The organism is Kitasatospora sp. NPDC058184, from assembly GCF_042883725.1.
Classification (GTDB): Bacteria; Actinomycetota; Actinomycetes; order Streptomycetales; family Streptomycetaceae; genus Kitasatospora.
Map to the genome: position 1 here is coordinate 15,841 of NZ_JBHVVE010000040.1, position 21,849 is coordinate 37,689.

18 protein-coding genes and 1 tRNA gene are annotated in these 21,849 nt (G+C 74.0%); 8 read left to right on the plus strand and 11 right to left on the minus strand.

The window, feature by feature from the left end:
• Positions 1–13: 13 nt before the first annotated feature.
• The 3 genes from ACFVXH_RS40305 to ACFVXH_RS40315 all read left to right on the plus strand — a co-directional run bounded on the left by ACFVXH_RS40305 (position 14) and on the right by ACFVXH_RS40315 (position 2,145).
• Positions 14–253, plus strand: coding sequence for a hypothetical protein (locus ACFVXH_RS40305; protein ID WP_387831161.1), 240 nt, complete (start codon positions 14–16; stop codon positions 251–253).
• 48 nt (positions 254–301) lie between these two features.
• Positions 302–616, plus strand: a complete 315-nt coding sequence (locus tag ACFVXH_RS40310) for an aKG-HExxH-type peptide beta-hydroxylase (RefSeq protein ID WP_387831162.1) — start codon at positions 302–304, stop codon at positions 614–616.
• A 281-nt stretch (positions 617–897) separates the two neighbouring features.
• Positions 898–2,145: a tyrosine-type recombinase/integrase gene (locus ACFVXH_RS40315; RefSeq protein WP_387831163.1), complete on the plus strand. Its 1,248-nt coding sequence runs from the start codon at positions 898–900 to the stop codon at positions 2,143–2,145.
• A gap of 350 nt (positions 2,146–2,495) precedes the next feature.
• Here the strand turns inward: ACFVXH_RS40315 and ACFVXH_RS40320 are convergent.
• The 6 genes from ACFVXH_RS40320 to ACFVXH_RS40345 all read right to left on the minus strand — a co-directional run bounded on the left by ACFVXH_RS40320 (position 2,496) and on the right by ACFVXH_RS40345 (position 8,081).
• Positions 2,496–2,569 (minus strand) — tRNA-Pro (locus ACFVXH_RS40320).
• Between the two features lie 136 nt (positions 2,570–2,705).
• Positions 2,706–4,043: an MFS transporter gene (locus ACFVXH_RS40325; protein ID WP_387831164.1), complete on the minus strand. Its 1,338-nt coding sequence runs from the start codon at positions 4,041–4,043 to the stop codon at positions 2,706–2,708.
• Between the two features lie 126 nt (positions 4,044–4,169).
• A complete protein-coding gene (locus tag ACFVXH_RS40330; protein ID WP_074004698.1) occupies positions 4,170–4,961 on the minus strand; it encodes a DUF1684 domain-containing protein in 792 nt (263 codons plus the stop codon).
• Between the two features lie 179 nt (positions 4,962–5,140).
• Positions 5,141–6,010, minus strand: coding sequence for an acyl-CoA thioesterase II (locus ACFVXH_RS40335; protein WP_117490115.1), 870 nt, complete (start codon positions 6,008–6,010; stop codon positions 5,141–5,143).
• Between the two features lie 187 nt (positions 6,011–6,197).
• Entirely contained in the window at positions 6,198–6,887 is a 690-nt protein-coding gene (locus ACFVXH_RS40340) for an alpha-ketoglutarate-dependent dioxygenase AlkB family protein (RefSeq protein ID WP_387831171.1), read from the minus strand.
• A gap of 375 nt (positions 6,888–7,262) precedes the next feature.
• The gene (locus ACFVXH_RS40345; RefSeq protein WP_387831165.1) at positions 7,263–8,081 is read right to left on the minus strand and encodes a transglycosylase family protein; all 819 of its coding nucleotides are present in this window, start codon (positions 8,079–8,081) and stop codon (positions 7,263–7,265) included.
• 591 nt (positions 8,082–8,672) lie between these two features.
• On the opposite strand from ACFVXH_RS40345, the gene ACFVXH_RS40350 reads away from it, so the two are divergent.
• Both ACFVXH_RS40350 and ACFVXH_RS40355 read left to right on the plus strand, forming a co-directional pair.
• Entirely contained in the window at positions 8,673–9,521 is an 849-nt protein-coding gene (locus ACFVXH_RS40350; protein ID WP_375875585.1) for a hypothetical protein, read from the plus strand.
• A 346-nt stretch (positions 9,522–9,867) separates the two neighbouring features.
• Entirely contained in the window at positions 9,868–10,620 is a 753-nt protein-coding gene (locus ACFVXH_RS40355) for a hypothetical protein (protein WP_387831166.1), read from the plus strand.
• A 135-nt stretch (positions 10,621–10,755) separates the two neighbouring features.
• Here the strand turns inward: ACFVXH_RS40355 and der are convergent, their stop codons facing one another.
• From der to ACFVXH_RS40370, 3 genes are all read right to left on the minus strand, one after another.
• Entirely contained in the window at positions 10,756–12,210 is a 1,455-nt protein-coding gene (gene der, locus ACFVXH_RS40360; protein ID WP_049658414.1) for a ribosome biogenesis GTPase Der, read from the minus strand.
• 231 nt (positions 12,211–12,441) lie between these two features.
• The gene (gene cmk / locus ACFVXH_RS40365) at positions 12,442–13,155 is read right to left on the minus strand and encodes a (d)CMP kinase (RefSeq protein ID WP_049658412.1); all 714 of its coding nucleotides are present in this window, start codon (positions 13,153–13,155) and stop codon (positions 12,442–12,444) included.
• Between the two features lie 261 nt (positions 13,156–13,416).
• Positions 13,417–14,502, minus strand: a complete 1,086-nt coding sequence (locus ACFVXH_RS40370) for a prephenate dehydrogenase (RefSeq protein WP_049658411.1) — start codon at positions 14,500–14,502, stop codon at positions 13,417–13,419.
• 344 nt (positions 14,503–14,846) lie between these two features.
• On the opposite strand from ACFVXH_RS40370, the gene ACFVXH_RS40375 reads away from it, so the two are divergent.
• Genes ACFVXH_RS40375 through ACFVXH_RS40385 form a run of 3 tightly spaced genes read left to right on the plus strand, consistent with a single transcriptional unit; the run spans position 14,847 to position 19,090 of the window.
• The gene (locus tag ACFVXH_RS40375) at positions 14,847–17,120 is read left to right on the plus strand and encodes a DUF4139 domain-containing protein (RefSeq protein ID WP_387831167.1); all 2,274 of its coding nucleotides are present in this window, start codon (positions 14,847–14,849) and stop codon (positions 17,118–17,120) included.
• Between the two features lie 3 nt (positions 17,121–17,123).
• Entirely contained in the window at positions 17,124–18,671 is a 1,548-nt protein-coding gene (locus tag ACFVXH_RS40380) for a mucoidy inhibitor MuiA family protein (RefSeq protein WP_387831168.1), read from the plus strand.
• A gap of 56 nt (positions 18,672–18,727) precedes the next feature.
• On the plus strand, positions 18,728–19,090 hold the full coding sequence (locus ACFVXH_RS40385) for a DUF952 domain-containing protein (protein WP_049659481.1): 363 nt from the start codon (positions 18,728–18,730) through the stop codon (positions 19,088–19,090).
• Positions 19,091–19,108: 18 nt separating this feature from the next.
• Here the strand turns inward: ACFVXH_RS40385 and ACFVXH_RS40390 are convergent, their stop codons facing one another.
• On the minus strand, positions 19,109–20,116 hold the full coding sequence (locus ACFVXH_RS40390) for a helix-turn-helix domain-containing protein (RefSeq protein WP_049659479.1): 1,008 nt from the start codon (positions 20,114–20,116) through the stop codon (positions 19,109–19,111).
• A 335-nt stretch (positions 20,117–20,451) separates the two neighbouring features.
• Positions 20,452–21,810 (minus strand): pseudouridine synthase, encoded by a 1,359-nt coding sequence (locus tag ACFVXH_RS40395; RefSeq protein ID WP_387831169.1) that lies wholly within the window; start codon positions 21,808–21,810, stop codon positions 20,452–20,454.
• Positions 21,811–21,849 lie beyond the last annotated feature (39 nt).

Sequence of the window (21,849 nt, forward strand, 5' to 3'; positions counted from 1 at the left end):
GAGGTGATCAAGGATGATCGCCTTCAACCCGCCGATCACCTCCTCGTCGGTTCGCCAGCCGCGCAGCGGGTCGAGCATGACCGAGCCCGTGGCCGACCAGTTCTTCCACCTGCTCGGTCTCGACGAGCAGCGGGTGGCCCGGACCCAGCGCATCGCGCTGAGGTCCTCGGCAGCAGTCTCACCGGCCGGAGCCCGACAAGCAGGAACTGCTCGCAGCGGCGTTGGGCTCTTCCCACGAACACGGCTTCGGTGACCTGCTGGACCGCACGCGCCAATCATTTGCCTCGTCGAACGACGGGAAGTGCGCGACACCCTTTTCAGTTGGAGCATCACGCGCCTTCCCGGCACGGTGTTCACTGGCCAGGTGGACTCCCCGGAAGTTCTCGCGCGAGACCTCATTCACGAGGCCGGGCACCATTGGTTCAACGCCGTCCTGGCTGCGACATCGGTGTCGTTTCCGGAGAATTCGGTCCTCTATTCACCATGGCGGAAGGAAATACGTCCCGCATTCGGTTTCCTTCACGCCTGCTGGGCGTTTTCCCTCATCGCTATCTACAGCGCCCAGGCGGTCGACATGGCCCCGTCTCCGACGCATGGCTTTCTGTGCTACTACTGACCGACCGGAGTCACCTCCTGCGGGACACTCTGCCGCCCCTGGCCGACGCCATCGTGCCACTGTGCGTGCAGCTGTCAAAGGCCGTGGACGCAGCCTTGCGATGCACGCGGGGAGCAGTCCATCTGCTCCCCGCCCAGTAGCGGGTGCTCACCGGAAGACGCAGGTCAGGCCACAAATTCCGCATTGGTGATCGCATGGTGGTCGCAGTCGGCCATCCAGACGTGAAATCTGTAGCCTCGCGGGCTGATCGAGAAAGTCAGGACCGCAGGAGGCAGACAAAGATGCGCAGTTCGGGGCGGCGGGGCCGGGTCTACCGTCGGTGCGGATGCCGCGACACGGCTCGGCGCCAGCTCGGCGCCGGATGCCCACGCCTGATCGAAGAGGGGCACGGCACATGGACCTTCGCCGTCGACATCCCCTCGCTCAGCGGTCGCAGGCGCACGGTACGGCGCGGCGGTTTCGAGGACGGCTTCGCCGCCGAGAGCGCGCTGCGACGCTTCCTCGAGGGCCGCCAGCTGGGTTTCGACGCGGACCCGCACGAGACTGTGGCCGCCTACCTCACCAAGTGGCTGAAGTCGATGGAGTTCCTGCTCAAGCCCACCACGTACGCCCGCTATCGCACCTATGTGCTGTGCGAGTTGATCCCCGTGTTCGGCAAGCTGCGCCTGGAGGAGCTCGCCCACGACCACATCGCCGCCTACGCGCACGAGCAGCTCGAGTCCGGCCGCGGCCGCCAGGCCGTCTACCACTGCCTGGCCACGCTCTCCAGTGCCCTGGGCACCGCCGTCCGCACCCACCGGCTCCCCTACAACGCGGCCCAGCCCCTGCCGATGCGCCGGCCCCGCCCCGACGAACGCGTCCCCTGGAGCGCAGAGCAGGCCGTCACCTTCCTCACCCACTGCCGCGACGTCGACCCCGCCTTCGCCGACCTGTTCGAGGTCATCATCGGAACCGGCCTGCGCAAGGGCGAGGCACTCGGGCTTCAACGCCGGTGCGTCCGGATCGACGACCGCGTCATGTACATCCGCCACACCCTCTCCGCCATCGACAACCACGAACTCGTCCTGACCGCACCGAAGACGAAGAAGAGCCGCAACTGGGTGCCCCTGTCGGAGCGCGTCGCCGCCGCCCTCCAGCGCGCCATGGCCAGGACCACCTCCACCGACAACGACCATGTCTTCCAGGGCACGGACGGCAACCCCCTCCACCCGGCCGCGGTCCGCCGACGCTTCCACGAGCTGCGCAAGCAGACCGGCCTGCCCCACGTCACCATCCACGACCTACGGCACCTTGCCGCGACCCTCGCCCTGGAGGGCAACGTCTCCATGGCGGTCATCTCCAAGACGCTGCGGCACTCCACGCTCTCGACCACCGCGAACATCTACAGCCACCTGACCTGGGAAGTGGCGATGGCCGCGGTCCACACCATCGAAGCCAGGCTCTGCCTCGTCGAAGCCCGCGCGCGCGGCGTTGACTCCGTCGCCCTCAGCGGCCCGGCACCGAACCCACTCTTCAGCCACGCCGCCTGACGGCGCTACGACCACGTCCCACGCCAGGGGCGCACGGAACACCGGGCAGCCGGCCCATAGCTGACGTCCACCCAAGCAACCGCCCGCAACCGGATGCCGCGGGTCTCACAGGCATACCCGCCCACAGAAAAATCAACGTCACTCCGACGCCGAACAGCGTCCAAACGGGCTGTCAGCTGCGCTCAGCTCGCCAGCGAAGGACGGGCCAGCCACCTCGAGGAGCTCCCGAGTGCAGGTAGTGCCCTCCAAGTGCGACGTGAACGGGCGTTCACGACCACACTGCGACCACCAACCACGAAGGCCGTCTCCGCCATCCGGCGGAAACGGCCTCTGACCTGCAGTGATGCAAGTCGGGACGACAGGATTTGAACCTGCGACCCCTTGACCCCCAGTCAAGTGCGCTACCAAGCTGCGCCACGTCCCGTGGTCTCGGTGCCTGCAGCGGGGCCTGGGGGGCTCTGCTGTGGGCTTCTCGACCTTGTCTCCGGTTGTCCCGGCGACGTGGAAAACAATACAGCACGTCGGGGGGTGCTCGCTGCCAGGTTCGGGGGTGGGGCGGGTCAGGGGGTGGGGTGGCGGGCGTCGTAGGTGAGGAAGGCGGGGCGGCGGGCGGCGAGGAGGAGGACGGCGGCGACGCAGGCGAGGCCGCCGGTGATCACGGAGGTGGCGGGGTTGGTGAGGGCGGCGACGGTGCCGGACTCGAAGTCGCCGAGGCGAGGGCCGCCGGCGACGACCACGATGAAGATCCCCTGGAGGCGGCCGCGCATCTCGTCCGGGGCCGCGACCTGCATCATCGTGTTGCGGAAGATCATGCTGACGGTGTCGGCGCAGCCCGCGACCGCGAGCAGCAGGAGGCCGAGCCAGAGGTTGTGGAGGGCGCCGAAGGCCGCGATGGCCAGGCCCCAGGCGGCGACGGCGGCGAGGACGGCGACGCCCTGGCGGTGGACGCGGCCGACCCAGCCGGAGAAGAGCGCGCCGATCAGGGCGCCGACGGCCGGGGCGGAGACCAGCAGGCCGACGGTGCCGGCGTCGCCGCCGTAGAAGGTGACCGCGATGGCCGGGAAGAGGGCGCGCGGCATGCCGAAGACCATCGCGGCCAGGTCGGCGAGGAAGCTGGTGCGCAGGTTGGGCTGCTCGCGCAGGAAGCGGAGGCCGTCGAGGACGGAGGCACGGCCCTTGCGCTCGCCGAGCGGCCGCATGGCGGGCAGGCGCCACATCGCGTAGAGGGTGCCGGTGAAGGCGACGGTGTCGACCAGGTAGGCGGCCTGGGATCCGTAGGCGCCGATGAGGACGCCGCCGAGCATCGGGCCGACGGTGAGGCCGAGGTTCATGCTGACGGTGTTCAGGGCGTTCGCCGCCGGGAGCTGGTGGCTGGGCACCAGGCGGGGGATCATCGCGGAGCGGGCGGGCGAGCTGATCGCGAAGAAGCCGGCCTGGACGGCGACGGCGGCGTACAGGACGGCGACCAGGCCGAGGCCGGCCAGCGCCTGCGCGGCCAGGGCGGCGGAGACGACCGCCAGACCGGCCGAGCCGAGCAGGCCCAGCCGGCGCCGGTCGACGGTGTCGGCGATCGCGCCGCCGTAGAGGCCGAAGGCGACCAGCGGGACGAGGGAGAAGATGCCGACCAGGCCGGTCGCGAAGGCGGAGCCGGTCAGGTCGTAGACCTGGACGGAGACGGCGACGGCCGTCATCTGCTGGCCTATGGAGGAGACGGCCTGCCCGGCCCAGACCCGGCGGTAGTCGGGGTGGTCGCGCAGCGGGCTGAGGTCGGCGAAGGCCCGCCGGTACCAGGGTGAGCCGGCGGCTGCCTCCGGCCCGGGTCCATCCCCCGGTCCGGGTTCGGGTTCGGGATCGGCGGCGGAGGGCACGGAGGACGGGCCGGGCGCGGGGGACGGCATGGAATGTTGATTGTTCGACATAGTCCCTCATGCTCCGCTCCGCCCCCGGACAGCCCCACACCGGGGCCGCCCCAGCGAAAGCCCGCCCCCGCCCGCGACGCCCCGGCCCCACCCGCGAGGCCCCCGCTACCGGCTCAGCACCTGCCTCTCTCCCGCCTCCACCGCGAAGTCCAGCCGGTTGCCCGGCGGCGGGAACGGGCAGATGAAGTGGTCCGAGAAGGCGCACGGCGGCAGGTAGGCCCGGTTGAGGTCGAGGACCGTACGACCCTCGGCGTCGGGCGCGGGCAGGGTGATGAAGCGGAAGCGGTAGGTGTCGATGCCGCTGGTCGTGTCCGCGATCACGCCGCTGAGCCGATCGCCCGACCGGCTGACGGTCAGGGTGCGGTGCTCGCCCGCCACCGTGAAGGCGATCTGCCCGGAGACGGCCAGCGGGCGCTCCCGGCCGTCGGCGTTCGGCACGACGACCGACCGCGCGTCGTCGTCCTCGAACGGGGTGAAGACGGCGGGCACGGCCCACTCGGGCGCGTACGGGAAGGCGGAGATGCCCGCGAACGCCGTCCGGCGGGGTGCGGCCGGGTCGAAGACCCGCAGGGCCAGCTCGCCCTCGCGCTCGATCGGGACGAGCAGCAGGCCTCCCAGGACGGCGGTGTCGGCGGCCGGGTCGCTGTCCGGGCGCAGCAGCGCCTCGCCGTCCACCGGTGCGTCGGCGCCGTCGACCGTGATGCCGTCGGACGCCGCCGCCCGGACCCGGACGCCCTCGGCGTCGGCCCACCAGCGCCCGGGCAGGCCGGGGATCTCGGCGGGCTCGGGCTCCAGCCAGTGCGTGCCGGTGAGTGCGAGCTGGCCGTGCTGCGCGCTCACCGACGCCGCCCGGCCGTCACTCCAGTGCTTCCAGTCCTCCGCGGCCGTCTCCGTCATCGGTCCACCCTCCCGGTCGGTCCGTGGACGGCCCGCTGTTCGGGCCGCCCGTCCTCCGTCATCCACAACACCGTCCGCGCGGACGGATCATTCCCGTCGGCCCGATGTCGCCGAAACCGCAACACGGCGGCAACGCGCCGACACCGGGCACAACACGGGGCACCACTCCGGCCACACACCTACCCCTCGCGGCGCTTCAGCGGACGGAACAGCCCCTCCTGCACCACGGACACCACCAGCCGGCCGTGCCGGTCGAAGATCTGCCCGCGGGCCAGGCCGCGCGCGCCGTGCGCGATCGGGGACTCCTGCTGGTACAGCAGCCAGTCGTCCGCCCGGAACGGCTGGTGGAACCACATCGCGTGGTCGAGCGAGGCCATGTCGAAGCTCCGCTCGCCCCACAGCGGCTCGACCGGGGCGCGGACGGCGTCCAGCAGCGTCATGTCGCTGGCGTAGGTGAGGGCGCAGACGTGGATCAGCGGGTCGTCCGGCAGCGGGCCGTTGGTGCGCAGCCAGACGCCGCTGCGCGCCTCGACGCCCTCCAGCTCCTCCTTCGTCCAGCGCAGCCGGTCGACGTAGCGGATGTCGAAGGGCTGGCGGCGGCTGATGAACGGGGGCAGCTCGCCGAGCCGGGAGCCGACCTCGTCCAGGGCGCTGGGCAGGTCCTCGGGGGCGGCGACGGGCGGCATCGGGTACTGGTGCTCGATGCCGGCCTCCTCGGGTCTGTGGAAGTCGGCGGTGAGGGCGAAGATCGACCGGCCGCCCTGGATGCCGAGCACCCGACGGGTGGTGAAGGACCGGCCGTCACGGATCCGGTCGACCTGGTAGACGATCGGCACGCCGGGGACCCCGGGGCGCAGGAAGTAGGCGTGCAGCGAGTGGACCGGGCGCTCGTCGTCCACCGTGCGCCCCGCCGCGACCAGCGCCTGCCCGGCGACCTGGCCGCCGAACGTCCGTTGCAGCGCCTCCTCGGGGCTGCGCCCACGGAAGATGTTGAGTTCGATCTGCTCAAGGTCGAGCAGATCGACAAGGTCGTCGACGGGGGTACCCATGGGCACGTTTCCTCTCCGGACTCCGAACAATTCTCCAGCTCAATCGAATCCTTTGGCGACCCGGGTCATTCCCGCGCAGCGGTCCGGAACGCCCAGTTCACTCGAACGAGTAGGCGAGCCGACGAGCAGGTGACGGACGGGACGGCCCGGTCGGCCAGGAGGCCCCCACCGGCCGCACGACCTCCGGTTACGCCCCCAGCCCCGACTCCCGCACCGTGATGTTGAGCCGCCCGAGCAGCCCCAGCGCCGGATCGGCCGTCCCCGGCAGCGTCCGCACCACCCCGTGGTACGCGAACCGGGCCGGGCCGCCGAACACCAGCAGGTCGCCGCTGCGCAGCTCCAGGTCCGTCCACGGCCGGGTCCTGGTCTCGGTGTTCCCGAGCCGGAAGACGCAGCCGTCGCCCAGCGAGAGCGAGACCACCGGCGCGTCCGCCCGCTCGTCGCGGTCCTGGTGGAGGCCCATCTTCGCGCCGTGTGCGTAGTGGTTGACGATCGCGATGTCCGGCGCGTACGACGCCGCCCCCGCGACCTCCCCCAGCGCGGCCCCGTACGCCTCGGCGACGGCCCTGCGCGCCAGGTCCCCGAGCAGCCGCGGGAACGGCTTGACGGGCGCGCCGTCCTCGGCGACCTCCCGGTAGCCGTACGGGTACCAGTGCAGGCCGAGGCTCACCATCCGGACGGACATCATCCCGCCGGTGGGCATCCGCACGGCGTGCAGACCGGCCGGCGGGCGGGCCCACTCCCGGCAGGCGGTGACCAGGCGCCGCTGCGCGTCGAGGTCCAGCCAGCCGGGCAGCAGGACGGCGCCGGGGGCCGGCTCGGAGCGCTCGCGCGCGGCCGGGGACCCACCCGGATCACCGAACAGCTCGCCCTGGATCACCCCACCATCCTCCCGCACCGCGCCCGCCTGGGCCGACCCGCGCCCACTCGGGCCCAGCCCCGCGCCCAGCCCGGCCGCCGCCGACGGCGGGCACGCCCCCGCGCACCCCGACTCCCGCCCGCAGGAACGCCGACGGCCGCTCCCCCGACCGGCGGAGGAACCCGCGCGGCGGAGAAGCGGCCGTGAAAGCCGTGCACATCGGTACGCACATCCGTACGTCGACGCACCGACAGCCGACACACCGACAGATCAGCGAACCGACAGGTCAGCACATCGGCACCCGGTCGGGCACCGGCACGGTGAGCCCCGGGCAGCCGACACCGGCCGCGCACGGGGCCTCACGTGCTCGAGGAGGCCTCAGCTGGGCAGACCTCAGATGCTGAGGGTCTGGCCCGGGAAGATCAGGTCCGGGTTGCCACCGATGACCTTGGCGTTGTTCTGGTACAGGTCGTGCCAGTCCAGGCCCTGCGCGGCGGCGATGGAGCTCAGGGTGTCACCGGCCTTGACGGTGTAGTCGCCCGTGGCGGCCGGCTTGGCGTCGTTCGAGCGGTTCCAGGACTTGGCGCCCTGGTCGGCCTTCGGCGCGGACTTCTGGGCGTCGGCCTTCGGGGCGGCAGCCTTCGGCGCGGCGGCGTCGTTCTTCGGCGCGGCCTGAGCCTTCGGCGCGGCCTGGGCCTTGGGCGCGGCCTTCGGGGCCTCGGCCGGCTTGGCGGCGGGCTTCGGGGTCTGCGCCGGCTTGGCGGCGGTCGAGCCGGCGGCGGAGCCCGCCGAGGTGTCGACGGCGGCCGGGGCGCCGCCCTTGGTCAGGCCGGCCTTGACGGAGCAGACGGGCCAGGCGCCCGGGCCCTGCGAGGCGAGGACCTTCTCCGCGACGGCGATCTGCTGCGCCTTGGTGGCCTGGTTGGCCTGCGACGCGTAGGCGGTGCCACCGAACGCGGCCCAGGTGCTGGAGGTGAACTGCAGACCGCCGTAGAAACCGTTGCCGGTGTTGATGGCCCAGTTGCCGCCGCTCTCGCACTGGGCGACGGCGTCCCAGGTGGAGACGGAGGCGGCGGAGGCCGAGGTGGCCGTGACGAGGCCGGCCACCGGCAGGGCCGCGACAGCGGCGCCCGCCACGACAGCCATCCGAACGCGGTTGCGCTTGGTGGCGGTGGAGGTGGTGGCAGCGGCGGTCTCGTTACGGAAGGTCATGAGGTTCCTCTCGACAGCCCCGGGCGGGCATGCGGAACCAGACCCCGGGAAGGGCCGTGATCACTCGCTGCGTCCGTCGGGCGGCCGGGCACGTGTCGGACGTGCCGCTTGCCGCCCCGGCCACCCAGCCGCTCGCCGACGACGTGTTCGAGCGATCGCGTCGGCGGGCACCTGCCACGCCCGGCGGACCGGGGGGCTGTGCGTCGGGGGTGAACCCGGGTGGCGCTCGTTGCGCCGTCCAAGAAGCTACGAGCCGATCAACGGGGAATCCAAAACTTCGACGGTCTGCCCAGCTCAGCCAAGGGTTACCAGCGGTAACGACCATGCAATCATGCCCGAATTGTCCGCTTTAACCGTCGATTCCTAGATCAAACATCCGGACTCCGTGACTCACCTCACTGTTTGATTCCGGCAGTCCCGGCACCGACATCGACAGATTGCGACCACGAGAACACGCGGTGCGGTCGGATCCGAGGCAATTCACGTCAGCCTCCAGGGGCACCCGTGACGCCTGACACAAGGGCCCGTTGGGCATGGCGACCTCTCCGTGTCCGCCCCAGCACCCCATCCACACCCATCCGAGGAGACCCTGTGCCGCGCATGCTCGACGTCAGCGACGAGGTCCGGTCCGAGATCGGCGACGACGAAGCCGACCGCCTGCTAGGTGGCGACCGCGCCCCCGACGGCTACGAGTGCACCTCCTGCCGGACTCCCGGCGACACGCACGTGGAGCCCACCAGCACCGTGCTGTTCGTCGGCGACGAGACCGCCGTCCTCGCCTTCGCGCACGCCCGCTGCATCCCCTCCCAGGTCGTCCCGGTCTCCGAGGAGCAGCTGGCGGGCGCCGTCCGCAGCATCAGCCAGACCCAGCCCGGCGGCCCGGACCTCGCCGTCCCCGCCGCCGTGCCGAGCGCCCCCGCGCCGGCCGCGCCCGTCGGCCCGGCCCCGACCCAGCCGGCCGCCCCCGGCCAGGCCGCCATCCTCGGCATCACCTGCGGGCTGGTCCTGCACGGCAAGGTCGGGCACGCCTCGCTGGTGGTCGAGCCGACCGGGCCGGTCGGCCGCCCCGGCAGCACCTCGGGCGAGGACGAGTTCCTCGACCTGCTCCAGGACGCCGGCTTCCAGCCCGTCACCGACCTGGACGAGACCCCGGACCAGCTGCCCGGCTGGTCCGTCCTGGTCGCGATGGGCAAGCTGCACGCGATCCTCCAGCCCGCCGCGGCCGGCGGCAGCACCGGCTGGTGGCAGGCGCACCAGCCGCTCCAGGTCACCGACGCCTGGCGGATGGCCGCGAGCCAGCTCTCCGAGGTGACGATGTACGCCGTACCGGCCGGCATGGTCGGCCGGCAGCCCCGCGAGGACCTGCTGCGCCAGGCGCTGGAACGGGCGGTGGCGCTGGGCCAGGTGGTCGCCGCCTCCCTCCCGCTCGCCGGCACCTGATCCGGCTCCGCGCCCCGACCCGCCGGACGGCCGCCTCCCACCCCACGGCAGCCGTCCGGCGGGCGCACGCCCGCGACACCCAGCCGCGCGCCATGCCGGGGAACACCCCGCCGCACCCCGCCCGTGCCCTGCGCTCCCCGCTTCACTCCGCCGTGCCCGCGTCCGCCCCGGCGTGCCCACACCCCGCCCGGCGCGCGCACCCGTTGCGCACTCCGGCGTGTAGGCGCACCCCCGCCCCCAGGGCCCGCATCCCCCGCCCCTCTCGCTCGTTGGCCCCTACGTGTACAGCTACGACGTCTCCGCGTCCCCCGGCCGGTCCGCCAGCGCCTCGCGCTCGATCCCGGGCATGCGCCCCTCCTACGACGCCGAGCACCCGCACTCCGCGACGCCGATCTACGACGAGCTGTACTCCGAGTACCGGCGCCTCTTCCGCGCCCTGCCCGGTGACCGCTCGAACGAGGAGGACCTGAAGTTCACCGGCTTCGCGGTCCGCGACAGCTACCCGCTGCACGGCGAGCAGCGCCCGTACCCGCCCCAGCAGCAGACCTTCCACACCCTCCCGGGCCAGACGCCGGGCCTCCCCCAGTTCATGCCGGGCTCCCAGCACCACGGCTCCGGCTCCACCGGCGGCCAGCAGCACAGTCACAGCGGGGGCCACACCGGCGCCCACGCCACTCCCCACAGCAACTCCCACACCGGCAACCACACCGGCGGAGGCCACCCCGGCACGCACGCCGGAAGCCACACCGGCCGTCACACCAGCAGCGCCCACCCCGGTACCCACAGCACCGGCCACCACCACGGCCACCACCCCGAGTCCCCCACCGGCGACGGCCTCGGCCTCGCCGCCCCGGCCCCCGTCCAGGACCAACCCGCCGTCCCCGCCGCCCAGTTCACCGATGGTCAGGGCTGGGTCGCGGCCGGCTACCTGGGCGCGGCTCCGCACCCGATGCCGGTGCCCGCGCCCGCACCGCCGGCGCCGCCCGCGCCCTCCCCGGTGATGGGCACGGCCACCGGTCTGGCCCCCGCGCCGTCCAGTGGCGGCCGCCACCGCCAGATGCTCTCCCTCCCCCCGGGCCCCACCGTCGACCACCGCTGACACCCGGCCCGCACCCCGGACCGGCCCCGACCGGGAAACCCACCCCGGACACGCCGGAGGGCCCCGCCACCACCGTGGCGAGGCCCTCCGGCCGTCGGTCGGCGGACCGACCGGTCCTACCGACTGCTGCTCCTACTACTTCTTCTTGCGCTTCTCCCGGACCCGCACCGAGATCGAGATCGGCGTCCCGACGAACCCGAACTCCTCGCGCAGCCGGCGCTCGATGAAGCGCCGGTAGCCGGCCTCCAGGAAGCCCGAGGCGAACAGCACGAAGCGCGGCGGACGGGTGCCCGCCTGGGTGCCGAACAGGACACGCGGCTGCTTGCCGCCGCGGATCGGGTGCGGGTGGGCGGCGACCAGCTCGCCGAGGAAGGCGTTCAGGCGCGCGGTCGGGATGCGGGTCTCCCAGCCCTCCAGCGCGGTCTCGATCGCCGGGACGAGCTTCTCCATGTGCCGGCCGGTCTTGGCCGAGACGTTGACCCGCGGGGCCCACTGCACCTGGACGAGGTCGCGCTCGATCTCGCGCTCCAGGTAGTAGCGGCGCTCCTCGTCGAGCTGGTCCCACTTGTTGTAGGCGACGACGACGGCGCGCCCGGCCTCGACGGCCATCGAGATGATCCGGGTGTCCTGCTCGGCGAGGGTCTCGCTGGCGTCGATCAGGACGACCGCGACCTCGGCCTTCTCCAGCGCGGAGGAGGTGCGCAGCGAGGCGTAGAAGTCGGCGCCGGCGGTCAGGTGGACCCGGCGGCGGATACCGGCGGTGTCCACGAACTTCCAGGTCTTGCCGCCGAGGTCGATCATCTCGTCGACCGGGTCGCGGGTGGTGCCGGCCAGCTCGTTGACGACGACCCGCTCCTCGCCGGCGACCTTGTTCAGCAGGCTGGACTTGCCGACGTTGGGCCGGCCGATCAGCGCGATGCGGCGCGGGCCGCCGGGGGCGGCGTCGCCGAAGGTCTGCGGCGGGGCCTCGGGCAGCGCGTCCATGACGGCGTCCAGCAGGTCGCCGGAGCCGCGGCCGTGCAGGGCGGAGACCGGGTACGGCTCGCCCAGGCCCAGCGACCACAGGTAGGCGGCCTCGGCCTCGGTGGAGGGGCCGTCGACCTTGTTGGCGCACAGGACGGTCGGCTTGCCGGCCCGGCGGATGATCTTGATCAGGGCCTCGTCGGTGTCGGTGGCGCCGACCTTGGCGTCCACCACGAACAGCACCGCGTCGGCCTGCTCGATGCCGAGCTCGGCCTGGGCGGCCACCATGGCGTCGATGCCGAGGACGTCGATCTCCCAGCCGCCGGTGTCGACCACCTTGAAGCGGCGGCCGTTCCAGCTGGCCTCGTACGTGACCCGGTCGCGGGTGACGCCCGGCTTGTCCTCGACGACGGCCTCGCGGCGGCCGATGATGCGGTTCACCAGGGTCGACTTGCCGACGTTCGGGCGGCCGACCACGGCCAGCACCGGCAGCCGGACGTGCGCGCCGCCGTCCTCGGCGTCGAAGCCGTCGAGGTCGATGCCCTCCTCGGCCGCGAGGGCCATGAACTCGGCGTAGTCGGCGGCGTCCAGCCCGCCGTGATCGGCGGTGTCGTGCTCTGCGGTCATGTTCGTCTGTTCCGTTTCCCGGCCCGGCCCTTCCCAGGGGCGTGCCGTGCGTACCTGCCCCGCTCGGGGCAGCGCGATGGTTTCCGCCGCGGCGCCTCGACGGCCCGCGGTTCGTTCAGTGGGTCGGACCGGCCTCCACGGCCGCTCCGGTACCCGGTCGATCAGCGCCGGTCCGATGTCCGGTCGGCCGATCAGCCGATCAGTCGGTCGGACCATCGGCCGATCGGTCGGTCAGACCGACGACAGCCCGGCCCGCTCCTCCACCAGCCCGGCGATCCGGTCGATCACCTGCTCCAGGGTGAGCTCGCTGGTGTCCACCAGCACCGCGTCCGCGGCCTGGGCCAGCGGGGCCGTCTCCCGCGAGGAGTCGGCGGCGTCACGGCGCGCGAGGTCGGCGGCCATCGCGGTGATGGTCGCCTCGTCCACGCCCTTGGCCCGCAGCTCGGCCGCCCGGCGCGCGGCCCGGGCCTCCACGGAGGCGGTCAGGAAGACCTTGACGGTGGCCTGCGGGAACACCACGGTCCCCATGTCCCGGCCCTCGGCGACGATGCCGCGCTCGGCAACCTCGGCGCAGCCGCGCTGCAAGTCCACCAGCCGGGACCGTACGGCCGGCACCGCGGACACGGCGCTGACCTTGGCGGTCACCTCGGGGCCGCGGATCGGGCCGGACACGTCCTGGCCGTCCACCGTGATGGTGGGGCCGTCGGCGTCCGTCCCCGACACGATGACGGGCTTGCCGCACGCGACGGCCACCGCCTCCGGGTCCTCGACGTCGACCTCGTTGACCAGCATCCACCAGGTCATCGCCCGGTACATGGCGCCGGTGTCCAGGAAGCTCAGGCCCAGCCGGGCGGCGACCGCCCGCGAGACGGTCGACTTGCCGGAGCCGGAGGGTCCGTCGATGGCGACGACGACCGGGGCGTGCGCTCGGTCGGCAGTGTCCACGGGCGAACCTCTCTCTGAGCATGGGAGCCGGAGCCTGGGCAGGCGGACGGCCGGGGATGTCTCCCTCAAGGTTAATGGACCGCCGCCGTGACCCGCTCCGCCGCCGGTCGGCCGACCTCCGGGCCCGGGACCAGGCCCGGGACCAGGCCCGAGACCAAGCCCGAAACCAGGCCCGACCGCCAGGCCCCTCCGACCCGCCCGGACCGGCCCCGCACCTCAGCCCCGCACGCCCCGCACCTTCAGTCCCGCACGCCCCGCACCTCAGTCCCGTACGCTCCAGCCGCTCGCCCGCAGCGCCTTGGTCAGCCGCTTCACCGCCGTCGGCGCCACCGACAGCTGGACGAAGCCGACCTGCTGCCCGGTCGAGTGCTCGATGACGACGTCCTCGATGTTGACCCCGGCCTCGCCGACCTCCCCGAACAGCCGGCCCAGCTCGCCCGGCTGGTCGCCCAGGACGACCGCCAGGGTCTCGTAGCGGGTGGGCGGCGCGCCGTGCTTGCCGGGGATGCGGGCCTGGCCGGTGTTGCCGCGCCGCATGACCGCCTCGATCCCGGCCGCGCCCACCCGGCGCTCGCCCTCCTCGTCGGCCTGCATGGCGCGCAGCGCGGTGACGGTCTCGCCGAGGTCGCGGGCGACCCCCTCCAGCACGTCGGCGACCGCGCCGGCGTTGGCGGAGAGGATGTCGACCCACATACCGGGGTTGGAGGCGGCGATCCTGGTGACGTCGCGCACGCCCTGGCCGGAGAGCCTTATGGCGGTCTCGTCGGCGTTCTCCAGGCGGGCCGCGACCAGCGAGGAGACCAGCTGCGGGGCGTGCGAGACCAGGGCGACCGCCCGGTCGTGCTCGGCGGCGTCCATCACGATCGGCACCGCGCCGCAGAGCGCGACCAGCTCCAGCGCGGCATTGAGCGTCTCGGTGTCGGTGTCCGCGGTCGGGGTGAGCACCCAGGGGCGGCCCTCGAAGATGTCGGCGCGGGCGGCCAGCGGGCCGGAGCGCTCGCGGCCGGCCATCGGGTGACTACCGATGTAGTGGACGGTGTCGCAGCCGAGCTCGGCGACCTCGCTGCCCGGACCGGCCTTCACGCTGGCGACGTCGGTGTACCAGTGGGCCAGGTTGCGGCGCTGGCAGTCGGCGAGCACCTTGCCGACCAGCGCGGGCGGCACGGCGATGATCGCCAGGTCCACCGGGCCGTCGACCGGGTCGGTGATGCCCGCGCCGAGCGACTCGGCGGTGCGGGCCGCGTCCGGGTCGGCGTCCTCCAGGTGGACGGTCAGCCCGCGAGCGGTCAGGGCGAGCGCGGCGGAGGTGCCGATCAGTCCGGTGCCGACGACGACGGCAGTGCGCATGGCGGGTCGCTCTCCTCATCACGATTCTCGACAGGTGCCGGAACCGTCCGGGAGCACCCGCGCCCCATCCTCCCTCATCCGCCCCGCCCAAGTCCCCACCCGCCACCCGGCAACCACGGGGGCGGCCCCGGCAGCTTCCGGCACCGGCAACCGCCACGCGCCCGCCCCCGTCCCACACAGTGCACGCGCCGCACCCGGAAATCCTGCGACGTCCGCCCCGAAGCCGGGCAGACTGGCCGCCCGGGAAAGGGGAAGGCACGGGCGAGCACCGCGGGAACAGCAGGACAGCAGGACAGCACGACGAGCGCCACGCGGCGGGCGACACGCGAACGAAGGGGTTGCGCATGGACGATCAGCACAGCGGCCGGAGCGGGCAGTCGAAACCGCCGGCCGTACCGGCCCACCCGTCGGCCCTGGACTCCGTCGTCGTGTACGCCGAGGGCGCGGTGTGCCGCCGACGGGCGACCGTCCCGGTCCCGCCCGGCGGACGGCTGCGGCTGACCGGCCTGCCCGCCGCCCTGGACGGCCGCTCGCTACGCGCCCGGGTGCTCGCCGGACCGGCCGGCGCCGCCGTCACCGAGGCCCGGCTGGAGCTGCTCGCCGAACTCCGTGAACCGGACGAACTCCCGGAACTGAAGCGGGACTTGGACGAGGCCAACGAGCGCCGCAGCGCGCTCGGCGAACGCCTGCGGCTGGTCCAGGCCTCGGTCGCGGAGACCGCCGCGCTGCGCGCCGTCCCCCCGCAGCGCCGACGCGACGAACCGCTGCGCCGCACGCCCGCCGACGCCTGGCTGGAGCTCGCCGACTTCGTCGAGGAGCGGCTGGCCCGGCTCCAGGAGCGCGCCGAGGAGCTCACCCGGCAGCTGGAACTCGCCGACCACGAGCGCGACCTGGCCGCCGACCGGCTGGAGCGGGCGTCCACCGCCGACCGGACCGAACCGGTCGGCACCAGCACCACCGTCCTGCTCACCCTCACCACCGCGAGCACCCACCCCGACCAGGACCAGGACCAGGGCCACGACCAGGACCAGGACCAGGACCAGACCATGGAACTGGAGCTGGAACTGGAGTACGGCGTCCCCGCCGCCCGCTGGGTCCCGGCCTACCGGCTGTCCTACCGGACCGGCGCCGACACGGCCCACCTGGTCCTGCGCGCCGCCGTCGCCCAGCGCACCGGCGAGGACTGGACGGGCGTGCGCCTCGCCCTGTCCACCGCCGACCTCGACCGCCGCACCGACCTGCCCCGGCTCGCCTCGCTGCGGATCGGCCGCAGCCAACCCGCCCCGCCGCCCTCCGGCTGGCGCGAGCCCCCGGCCGGCCTGGCCGACCTCTTCACCGGCTACGACGCGGCCGGCGCCGACCGACCCGCCCCGCGACGCGAGACCCCGATCGCGGTGTCGGCCGCCGTGGCGCCCCGCTCCGCCCGCCTCGGCGGCGTCCGTCCGGGCGGCTCCCGGGCCGAGGCCTTCGCGGCCGAGGAGCAGTTCGCCCCCACCGTCCCGTACGGCGGAGGCGGCCTGCTGAACGCCGACCAGCCGATGCCCGCGCCACCCGGTGCCCCGATCGAGCCGGGCGCCCCGATCGCCCCCGGCGGCTTCGCCGGCTACGGCGCCCCGCCGCCCACCCCTTACCCGGTCGCCGCCGCCGCGCCGCCGCCGCAGGGCCCGGGCGGCTTCCCGCCCGGGGAGGCCCGCCGTCGCGTCGGCCACGGCGCCCCGCCCCCGCCGCCACCCGGCCTCGCCCCGGACGCCACCCTGCTCGACTACCCCGACCTCGTCCTGGCCGGCCCCGAGGAGCCCGCCACCCGGCGCGGCACCCTGCACCCCCGCCCCGAACGAACCGGCCGCATCACACGGCCCGCACAGTTCGAGCGATTCGAGTACGAGGAACCCGCCTGGACAGCACCCGGCGGCGCCGGCACCGCGCAGCTCCGCACCCTCGCCCTCCCCCGGCACGCCGTCCCGCCCCGCGAGTCGGCCGGCTCCTTCGACCACCGCTTCGACGCCGCCGCCCCCGCCGACATCCCGTCCGACGGCACCTGGCACACCGTCACCGTCGGTGAGATCCCACTCGCCGTCCGCCCCGAGTACGTCACCGTCCCCGCCGTCGAGGAGAAGGTGTACGCGACCCTGGTGCTCGCCAACCGCACCGACCAGGCCGTCCTGGCCGGCCCGGCCGAGGTCACCGTGGACGACGAGTTCCTGCTCACCGCCGCCCTGCCCACGCTGGCCCCCGGCGGCACCCGTCGGCTGGGCATCGGTGTCGCCGAGAGCATCGAGGTGGCGCGCCGCACCGAGCTGCACGAGTCCACCACCGGCATGCTGAAGGGCAACAGCACCGTCCTCGACCACCGGGTGCACGTCCAACTGGCCAACCGGCTCGGACGCGCCGTCACGGTGGAGGTCCGCGAGCGGGTGCCGGTCGGCTCCGACGCCGAGATCCGGATCGAGGAGCGGGCCGACTGGCACGCCCCGACCGTCTCCACGCCGGACTGCCCGCCCAGCACCCGGCTCTGGCGGGTCGACCTGCCGCCGGGCGGACGCACCGAACTGGACGGCGGCTACCTGATCAAGATCCCGGCCGGAAAGGCCATCGTCGGCGGAAACCGGAGGAACTGAGCGATGACCGTCGAGACCCGTCCCCTCCCCGTCACCGCCGTGACCTGCCTGGAGGACCGCGGCCAGGTCGAGCGCGGCACGACGGTCGCGCTCGCCGCGGGCGTGCAGCGGCTGCGCCTCGGCCCGCTCACCGCCCTCGCCGTCGACCGCACCCTGCGCGTCGAGTCCGGCACCGACGGCGTCCGGGTGCTGGAGTCCCGGCTGGTGCGCGGCTGGGCCCCGCGCGCCCCGCTGCCGCCAGGCCCGGAGGACTCCGACCTGCGCCACCGGCTGCACCGGCTGGACGCCGAGAGCCGGCTGGCCGACCAGGCCCGGGCCCGGCTGGAGGCCCGGCTGGCCCTGCTCGCCCAGCTCTCCGCGGACCTGCTGCGCGAGATCGGCGAGGCGGCCGGCCTCGGCGAGCTCGAACCCAACCGCTGGGCCCGGGAGCTCGACCGGGTGGACGCCGAGCGGGAGCGCTACGGCGAGGAGCTGCGCGCCACCCACTCCCGGCTGCGCCGCCTGGAGGAGGAGCGCTCGCAGGCCCTGACCGCCCTGGACGAGGCCGAGGAGGACCCGGCCGAGCTGACCGCCCACCTGGAGCTCACGGTCGAGGCGGCGCGGCCCGGCCCCGCCGAGCTGACCGTCTCCCACCTGGTGCCCTGCGCGCTGTGGCGGCCCTCCTACCGGGCGACCCTGGACGGCGGCGAGCTGCGCCTGGAGTCGGAGGCGGTGGTCTGGCAGCGCACCGGCGAGGACTGGACGAACGCCCGGCTCACCTTCTCCACCGCCCGCTCCGCCCTCGCCACCGCCCCGCCCGCGGTGGCCGAGGACGTCCTGGTGCTGCGCGAGCGCACCGACGAGGAGCGCCGCACGGTCGAGGTCGAGCTGCGCGAGGAGGCGGTCGCCGTCCTGGGCCCGGCCTCCCGGGTGCCGGGCGTGGACGACGGCGGCGAGGTCCGGGTGCTGCCCGCCCCCGCCCCCGCGACCGTGCCCTCCGACGGCCGGGCGCACCGGGTGCCGCTGGGCGCCTTCACCGGCCCGGCGGGCAGCGAGTACGCCTGCGCCCCGGAGCTGTCCCCGCTGGTCACCCAGGTGGTCCGGTTCCGCAACGCGGCCGGGCACCCGCTGCTGTCCGGCCCGGTCGAGCTGGTCCGCGGCAGCGGCTTCACCGGCCGCGGCGAGCTGCGCTTCACCGCCGCCGGCGCCGAGGCCGAGCTGTCCTTCGGCAGTTCGGACGGCTACCGGGTGGTCCGGGAGAGCGAGGAGCGCCAGGCCACCGCCGGCCTCACCGGCCGCCAGACCACCACCCGGACGGTCCGGCTGCACCTGTCCCGCTTCTCCGGCCCGGAGGAGCGCGACGAGCGGGTCGTCACGGTGCGCGAGCGGGTGCCGGTCTCCGAGGTGTCGGCGGTCGAGGTGCGGCTGCGCAAGGAGGAGTGCTCCCCGGCGCCGGACTCCTTCGACGCCGAGGGGATCGTCCGCTGGGACGTCCCGCTCGCCCCCGGCGCCCGGCGCACCCTCACCCTGGTGTACGAGGTGTCCGCCTCCGCCAAGGTGGCCGGGCTCTGACCGCCGCGGGCGGCACCCCAGGACCAAATCCGGAGACAACGGGTAGAAAAGGAACCATGATCCTCCACCTCGCCCCCCTGGACGACTGGCTGTCCGACCCCGGCCGCCCGTACGCCACCGCGTCGCTGCTCACCGACGGGTTCATCCACTGCTCGGCGGACGAGCGGACGGCGCTCGCGGTGGCCAACGCCTTCTTCTCCGACACCCCCGACCCGCTGATGGCGCTGCTGATCGAGGAGTCGCTGGTGGAGCCGATGGTGAAGTGGGAGGCCCCGCACGGCGCCCCGCCGCCGGGTGCCACTCCGGGCGTGCTGTTCCCGCACATCTACGGGCGGCTGAACCGCACCGCCGTGGTCGGCCTGGAGAAGGTCGAGCGCGGCCCGGACGGCCGCTGGGCCTCGCTCAGCCCCTGGAGCTGACGGGGCCTCCCGTCCCCGCTACAGCCACCCCCGCTCCCGGGCCGCCATCCCGGCCTGGAAGCGGGTGGTGGCGCCCAGCGAGCGCATCAGGCTCTGGAGGCGGCGCTGGGTGGTCCGGGCGCTCCAGCCGAGCGACCGGGCGATCGACTCGTCGGTGAGACCGGCCGCCAGCAGGCCCAGCAGCTTGCGGTGGTCGGTCTCCGGCTCCGACCCGGCGTCCTCGGTGCCGACCGCCGCCTGCAGGCGGACGGCCCGCTCCCACTCCGCCTCGAACAGCGTGTCCAGCGCCTGGAGCAGCGCCGAGGGGTGGATCACGTACGCGGCGTCCAGCACGCTGTCGCCGACGCTGATCGGGATGATCGCCATCCGGTCGTCCGAGATGATCATCTTCATCGGCAGCGTCGGCCGGACCCGCGCCTCCTCGCCGTCCTCGACGCCGACCAGGATGTTCTTCTCCAGCCGCCCCGGCCAGGCCACCGCCTCCCGGTCGTAGACCGTCCGGAACTTCACGCCCTCGCGCAGCCGCCGCCGCTGCAGGGTCAACGGCGCCACCGGGTCCTGGATGTACGGCGGGCGGTCGAAGCCGCGCACCTGGTACTGGCTGGTCTCGGTGATGTGCTCCAGCCGCTGGGCGATCGCCTCGCCGCCGGTCAGCACCTCCACCGAGTGCGCCGGGTCGGTGTACCGCGAGGCCTCCCGGAAGGCGTCCATCAGCCGGTGCATCTCGGCCCGGGCGTAGCGCAGCTCCGACTCCCGGTGGCCGATCAGGGTGCCGATCGCGACGTCCGGGGGGACGGGCAGGTAGCGGTGCCGGTCCACCGGCGCCCGGGTGGCCATGCCCTGCTGCGCCAACCGGTCCAGGGCCCGCACGCTCTGCTGGAACGTCAGCCCGCAGCTCTCCGCCAGCTCCTCCGCCGTGGACTGCGGGCTGGCCACCAGGGCCGCGTAGACCTGCCCGTCCGGCTCCGCCAGTCCCAGCGCGCCGAGGGCCTGTCCGCCGGCCCGCCCCAGTGCTGCATCGGACACGACGCCCTCTCCCCCTGCTCGCCCGTTTCCGTCGGCCGCTCCCGCCCCGACCCGCGCACCCCGTGCTGGCGCACTCCCGCCACCGGGCGGGGCGGCGCTCCGGTGGCCATCCTCGGCCACGGATCATGGCGCTGACAAGGCCGTGACCAGCGGTTGCGTCCCGGCTCACACGACCCGTCCGAAACGTGGACATCCGCCCCCGGACATCCCCACAGCACATCCGCACCGGGCGTCCGCGCACGGACGCCCGCACGCCGACCCGACCCCGCCGCGGGAACGCCGGAGCCCCCGGCCGCAGCATGTGCGACCGGGGGCTCCGGTGGAGCGGACGGGGCCTACAGGCCGACCTCGCGCATCAGCTGGCCGACCTCCGGGTTGGTCAGGCGGCGCAGCCAGCCCGACTTCTGGTCGCCCAGGGCGATCGGGCCGAAGTGGGTGCGCACCAGCTTCTCGACCGGGAAGCCGGCCTCGGCCAGCATCCGGCGGACGATGTGCTTGCGGCCCTCGTGCAGGGTCACCTCGACCATGTAGTTCTTGCCGATGTTGGAGATGACCTTGAAGCTGTCGGCGCGCGCGTAGCCGTCCTCCAGCTCCACGCCCTGGGCCAGCCGCTTGCCCAGGTCGCGCGGGATCGGGCCCTGGATCGCGGCCAGGTAGGTCTTGGTCACGCCGTAGCGCGGGTGGGTGAGGCGGTGGGCCAGCTCACCGTGGTTGGTGAGCAGGATGATGCCCTCGGTCTCGGTGTCCAGGCGGCCGACGTGGAACAGCCGGGTCTCCCGGTTGGTCACGTAGTCGCCCAGGCACTGGCGGCCGTCCGGGTCCTCCATGGTGGAGACCACGCCGGCCGGCTTGTTCAGCGCGAAGAACAGGTACGACTGGGTGGCGACGGTCAGGCCGTCCACCTTGATCTCGTCGTTCTGCGGGTCGACCCGCTTGCCCTGCTCGGTGACGCGCTTGCCGTTGACCTCGACCCGGCCCTGCTCGATCAGCTCCTCGCAGGCGCGCCGGCTGCCGATGCCGGCCCGGGCCAGCACCTTCTGGAGGCGCTCGCCCTCGGGCTCGCCGAAGGTCTTGGGCAGCTTGACGGCCGGCTTGTCGTGCCGGGCGAGGACGGCGTCCTCGATCTTGGCCTGGAGCTCGCGGGAGCGCTGCGGCTGACGGCGCGGGTCGCCCGGGGCGCCCTGGCCCTCACGGCGCGGGCGCGGGGCCGGGCTGGGGCGCCGGCCGGCGTAGCCGCCGCGGGCCGGGGTGGCGTTGGGGCCGCCGCCGTACTCGGGGCGGTCGTACCGGCGCTCCTCGGGCCGCAGCGGGCGGTCCGGGTAGCGCCGGTCGTCCCGACGGTCGTCCCGACGGCGGTCGTCGCGCCGGTCGTCACGGCCGAACGAGCCGCCGCGCGAACCCGCGCTCGAACCCGAGCCCGAACCGCCACGGCCGCCCCCGTACGAGGAACCGCCACCGCTGCCGCCGCCGTACGAGCCGCCGCGCGAACCCGAGCCCGAACCGCCACGGCCGCCGCCGTAGGAGGAGCCGCCACCGCTGCCGCCGTACGAACCCCCGCGCGAGCCCGAGCCGCCGCGGCTACCGCCGCCACTGCTGCCGCTGCCGTAGGAGGAGCCGCCGCCCCGGCCCCCGCCCTGTCCGCCGCGACCGCTACCGCCGCCGCTGCTGTTCCTGCCGTTGCCACTGCTACGCATCAAAGTGTCCGTACGTCGTTCCGTCTGGGATGTGCGGTC

Excerpts from the sequence above, each read along its gene's own strand:
- ACFVXH_RS40305 (WP_387831161.1), top strand. The coding sequence starts at position 14 with ATGATCGCCTTCAACCCGCCGATCACCTCCTCGTCGGTTCGCCAGCCG.
- ACFVXH_RS40315 (WP_387831163.1), top strand. The coding sequence starts at position 898 with ATGCGCAGTTCGGGGCGGCGGGGCCGGGTCTACCGTCGGTGCGGATGC.
- ACFVXH_RS40325 (WP_387831164.1), bottom strand. The coding sequence starts at position 4,043 with ATGCCGTCCCCCGCGCCCGGCCCGTCCTCCGTGCCCTCCGCCGCCGAT.
- ACFVXH_RS40330 (WP_074004698.1), bottom strand. The coding sequence starts at position 4,961 with ATGACGGAGACGGCCGCGGAGGACTGGAAGCACTGGAGTGACGGCCGG.
- ACFVXH_RS40335 (WP_117490115.1), bottom strand. The coding sequence starts at position 6,010 with ATGGGTACCCCCGTCGACGACCTTGTCGATCTGCTCGACCTTGAGCAG.
- ACFVXH_RS40345 (WP_387831165.1), bottom strand. The coding sequence starts at position 8,081 with ATGACCTTCCGTAACGAGACCGCCGCTGCCACCACCTCCACCGCCACC.
- ACFVXH_RS40355 (WP_387831166.1), top strand. The coding sequence starts at position 9,868 with ATGCGCCCCTCCTACGACGCCGAGCACCCGCACTCCGCGACGCCGATC.
- der (WP_049658414.1), bottom strand. The coding sequence starts at position 12,210 with ATGACCGCAGAGCACGACACCGCCGATCACGGCGGGCTGGACGCCGCC.
- ACFVXH_RS40370 (WP_049658411.1), bottom strand. The coding sequence starts at position 14,502 with ATGCGCACTGCCGTCGTCGTCGGCACCGGACTGATCGGCACCTCCGCC.
- ACFVXH_RS40375 (WP_387831167.1), top strand. The coding sequence starts at position 14,847 with ATGGACGATCAGCACAGCGGCCGGAGCGGGCAGTCGAAACCGCCGGCC.
- ACFVXH_RS40380 (WP_387831168.1), top strand. The coding sequence starts at position 17,124 with ATGACCGTCGAGACCCGTCCCCTCCCCGTCACCGCCGTGACCTGCCTG.
- ACFVXH_RS40385 (WP_049659481.1), top strand. The coding sequence starts at position 18,728 with ATGATCCTCCACCTCGCCCCCCTGGACGACTGGCTGTCCGACCCCGGC.
- ACFVXH_RS40395 (WP_387831169.1), bottom strand. The coding sequence starts at position 21,810 with ATGCGTAGCAGTGGCAACGGCAGGAACAGCAGCGGCGGCGGTAGCGGT.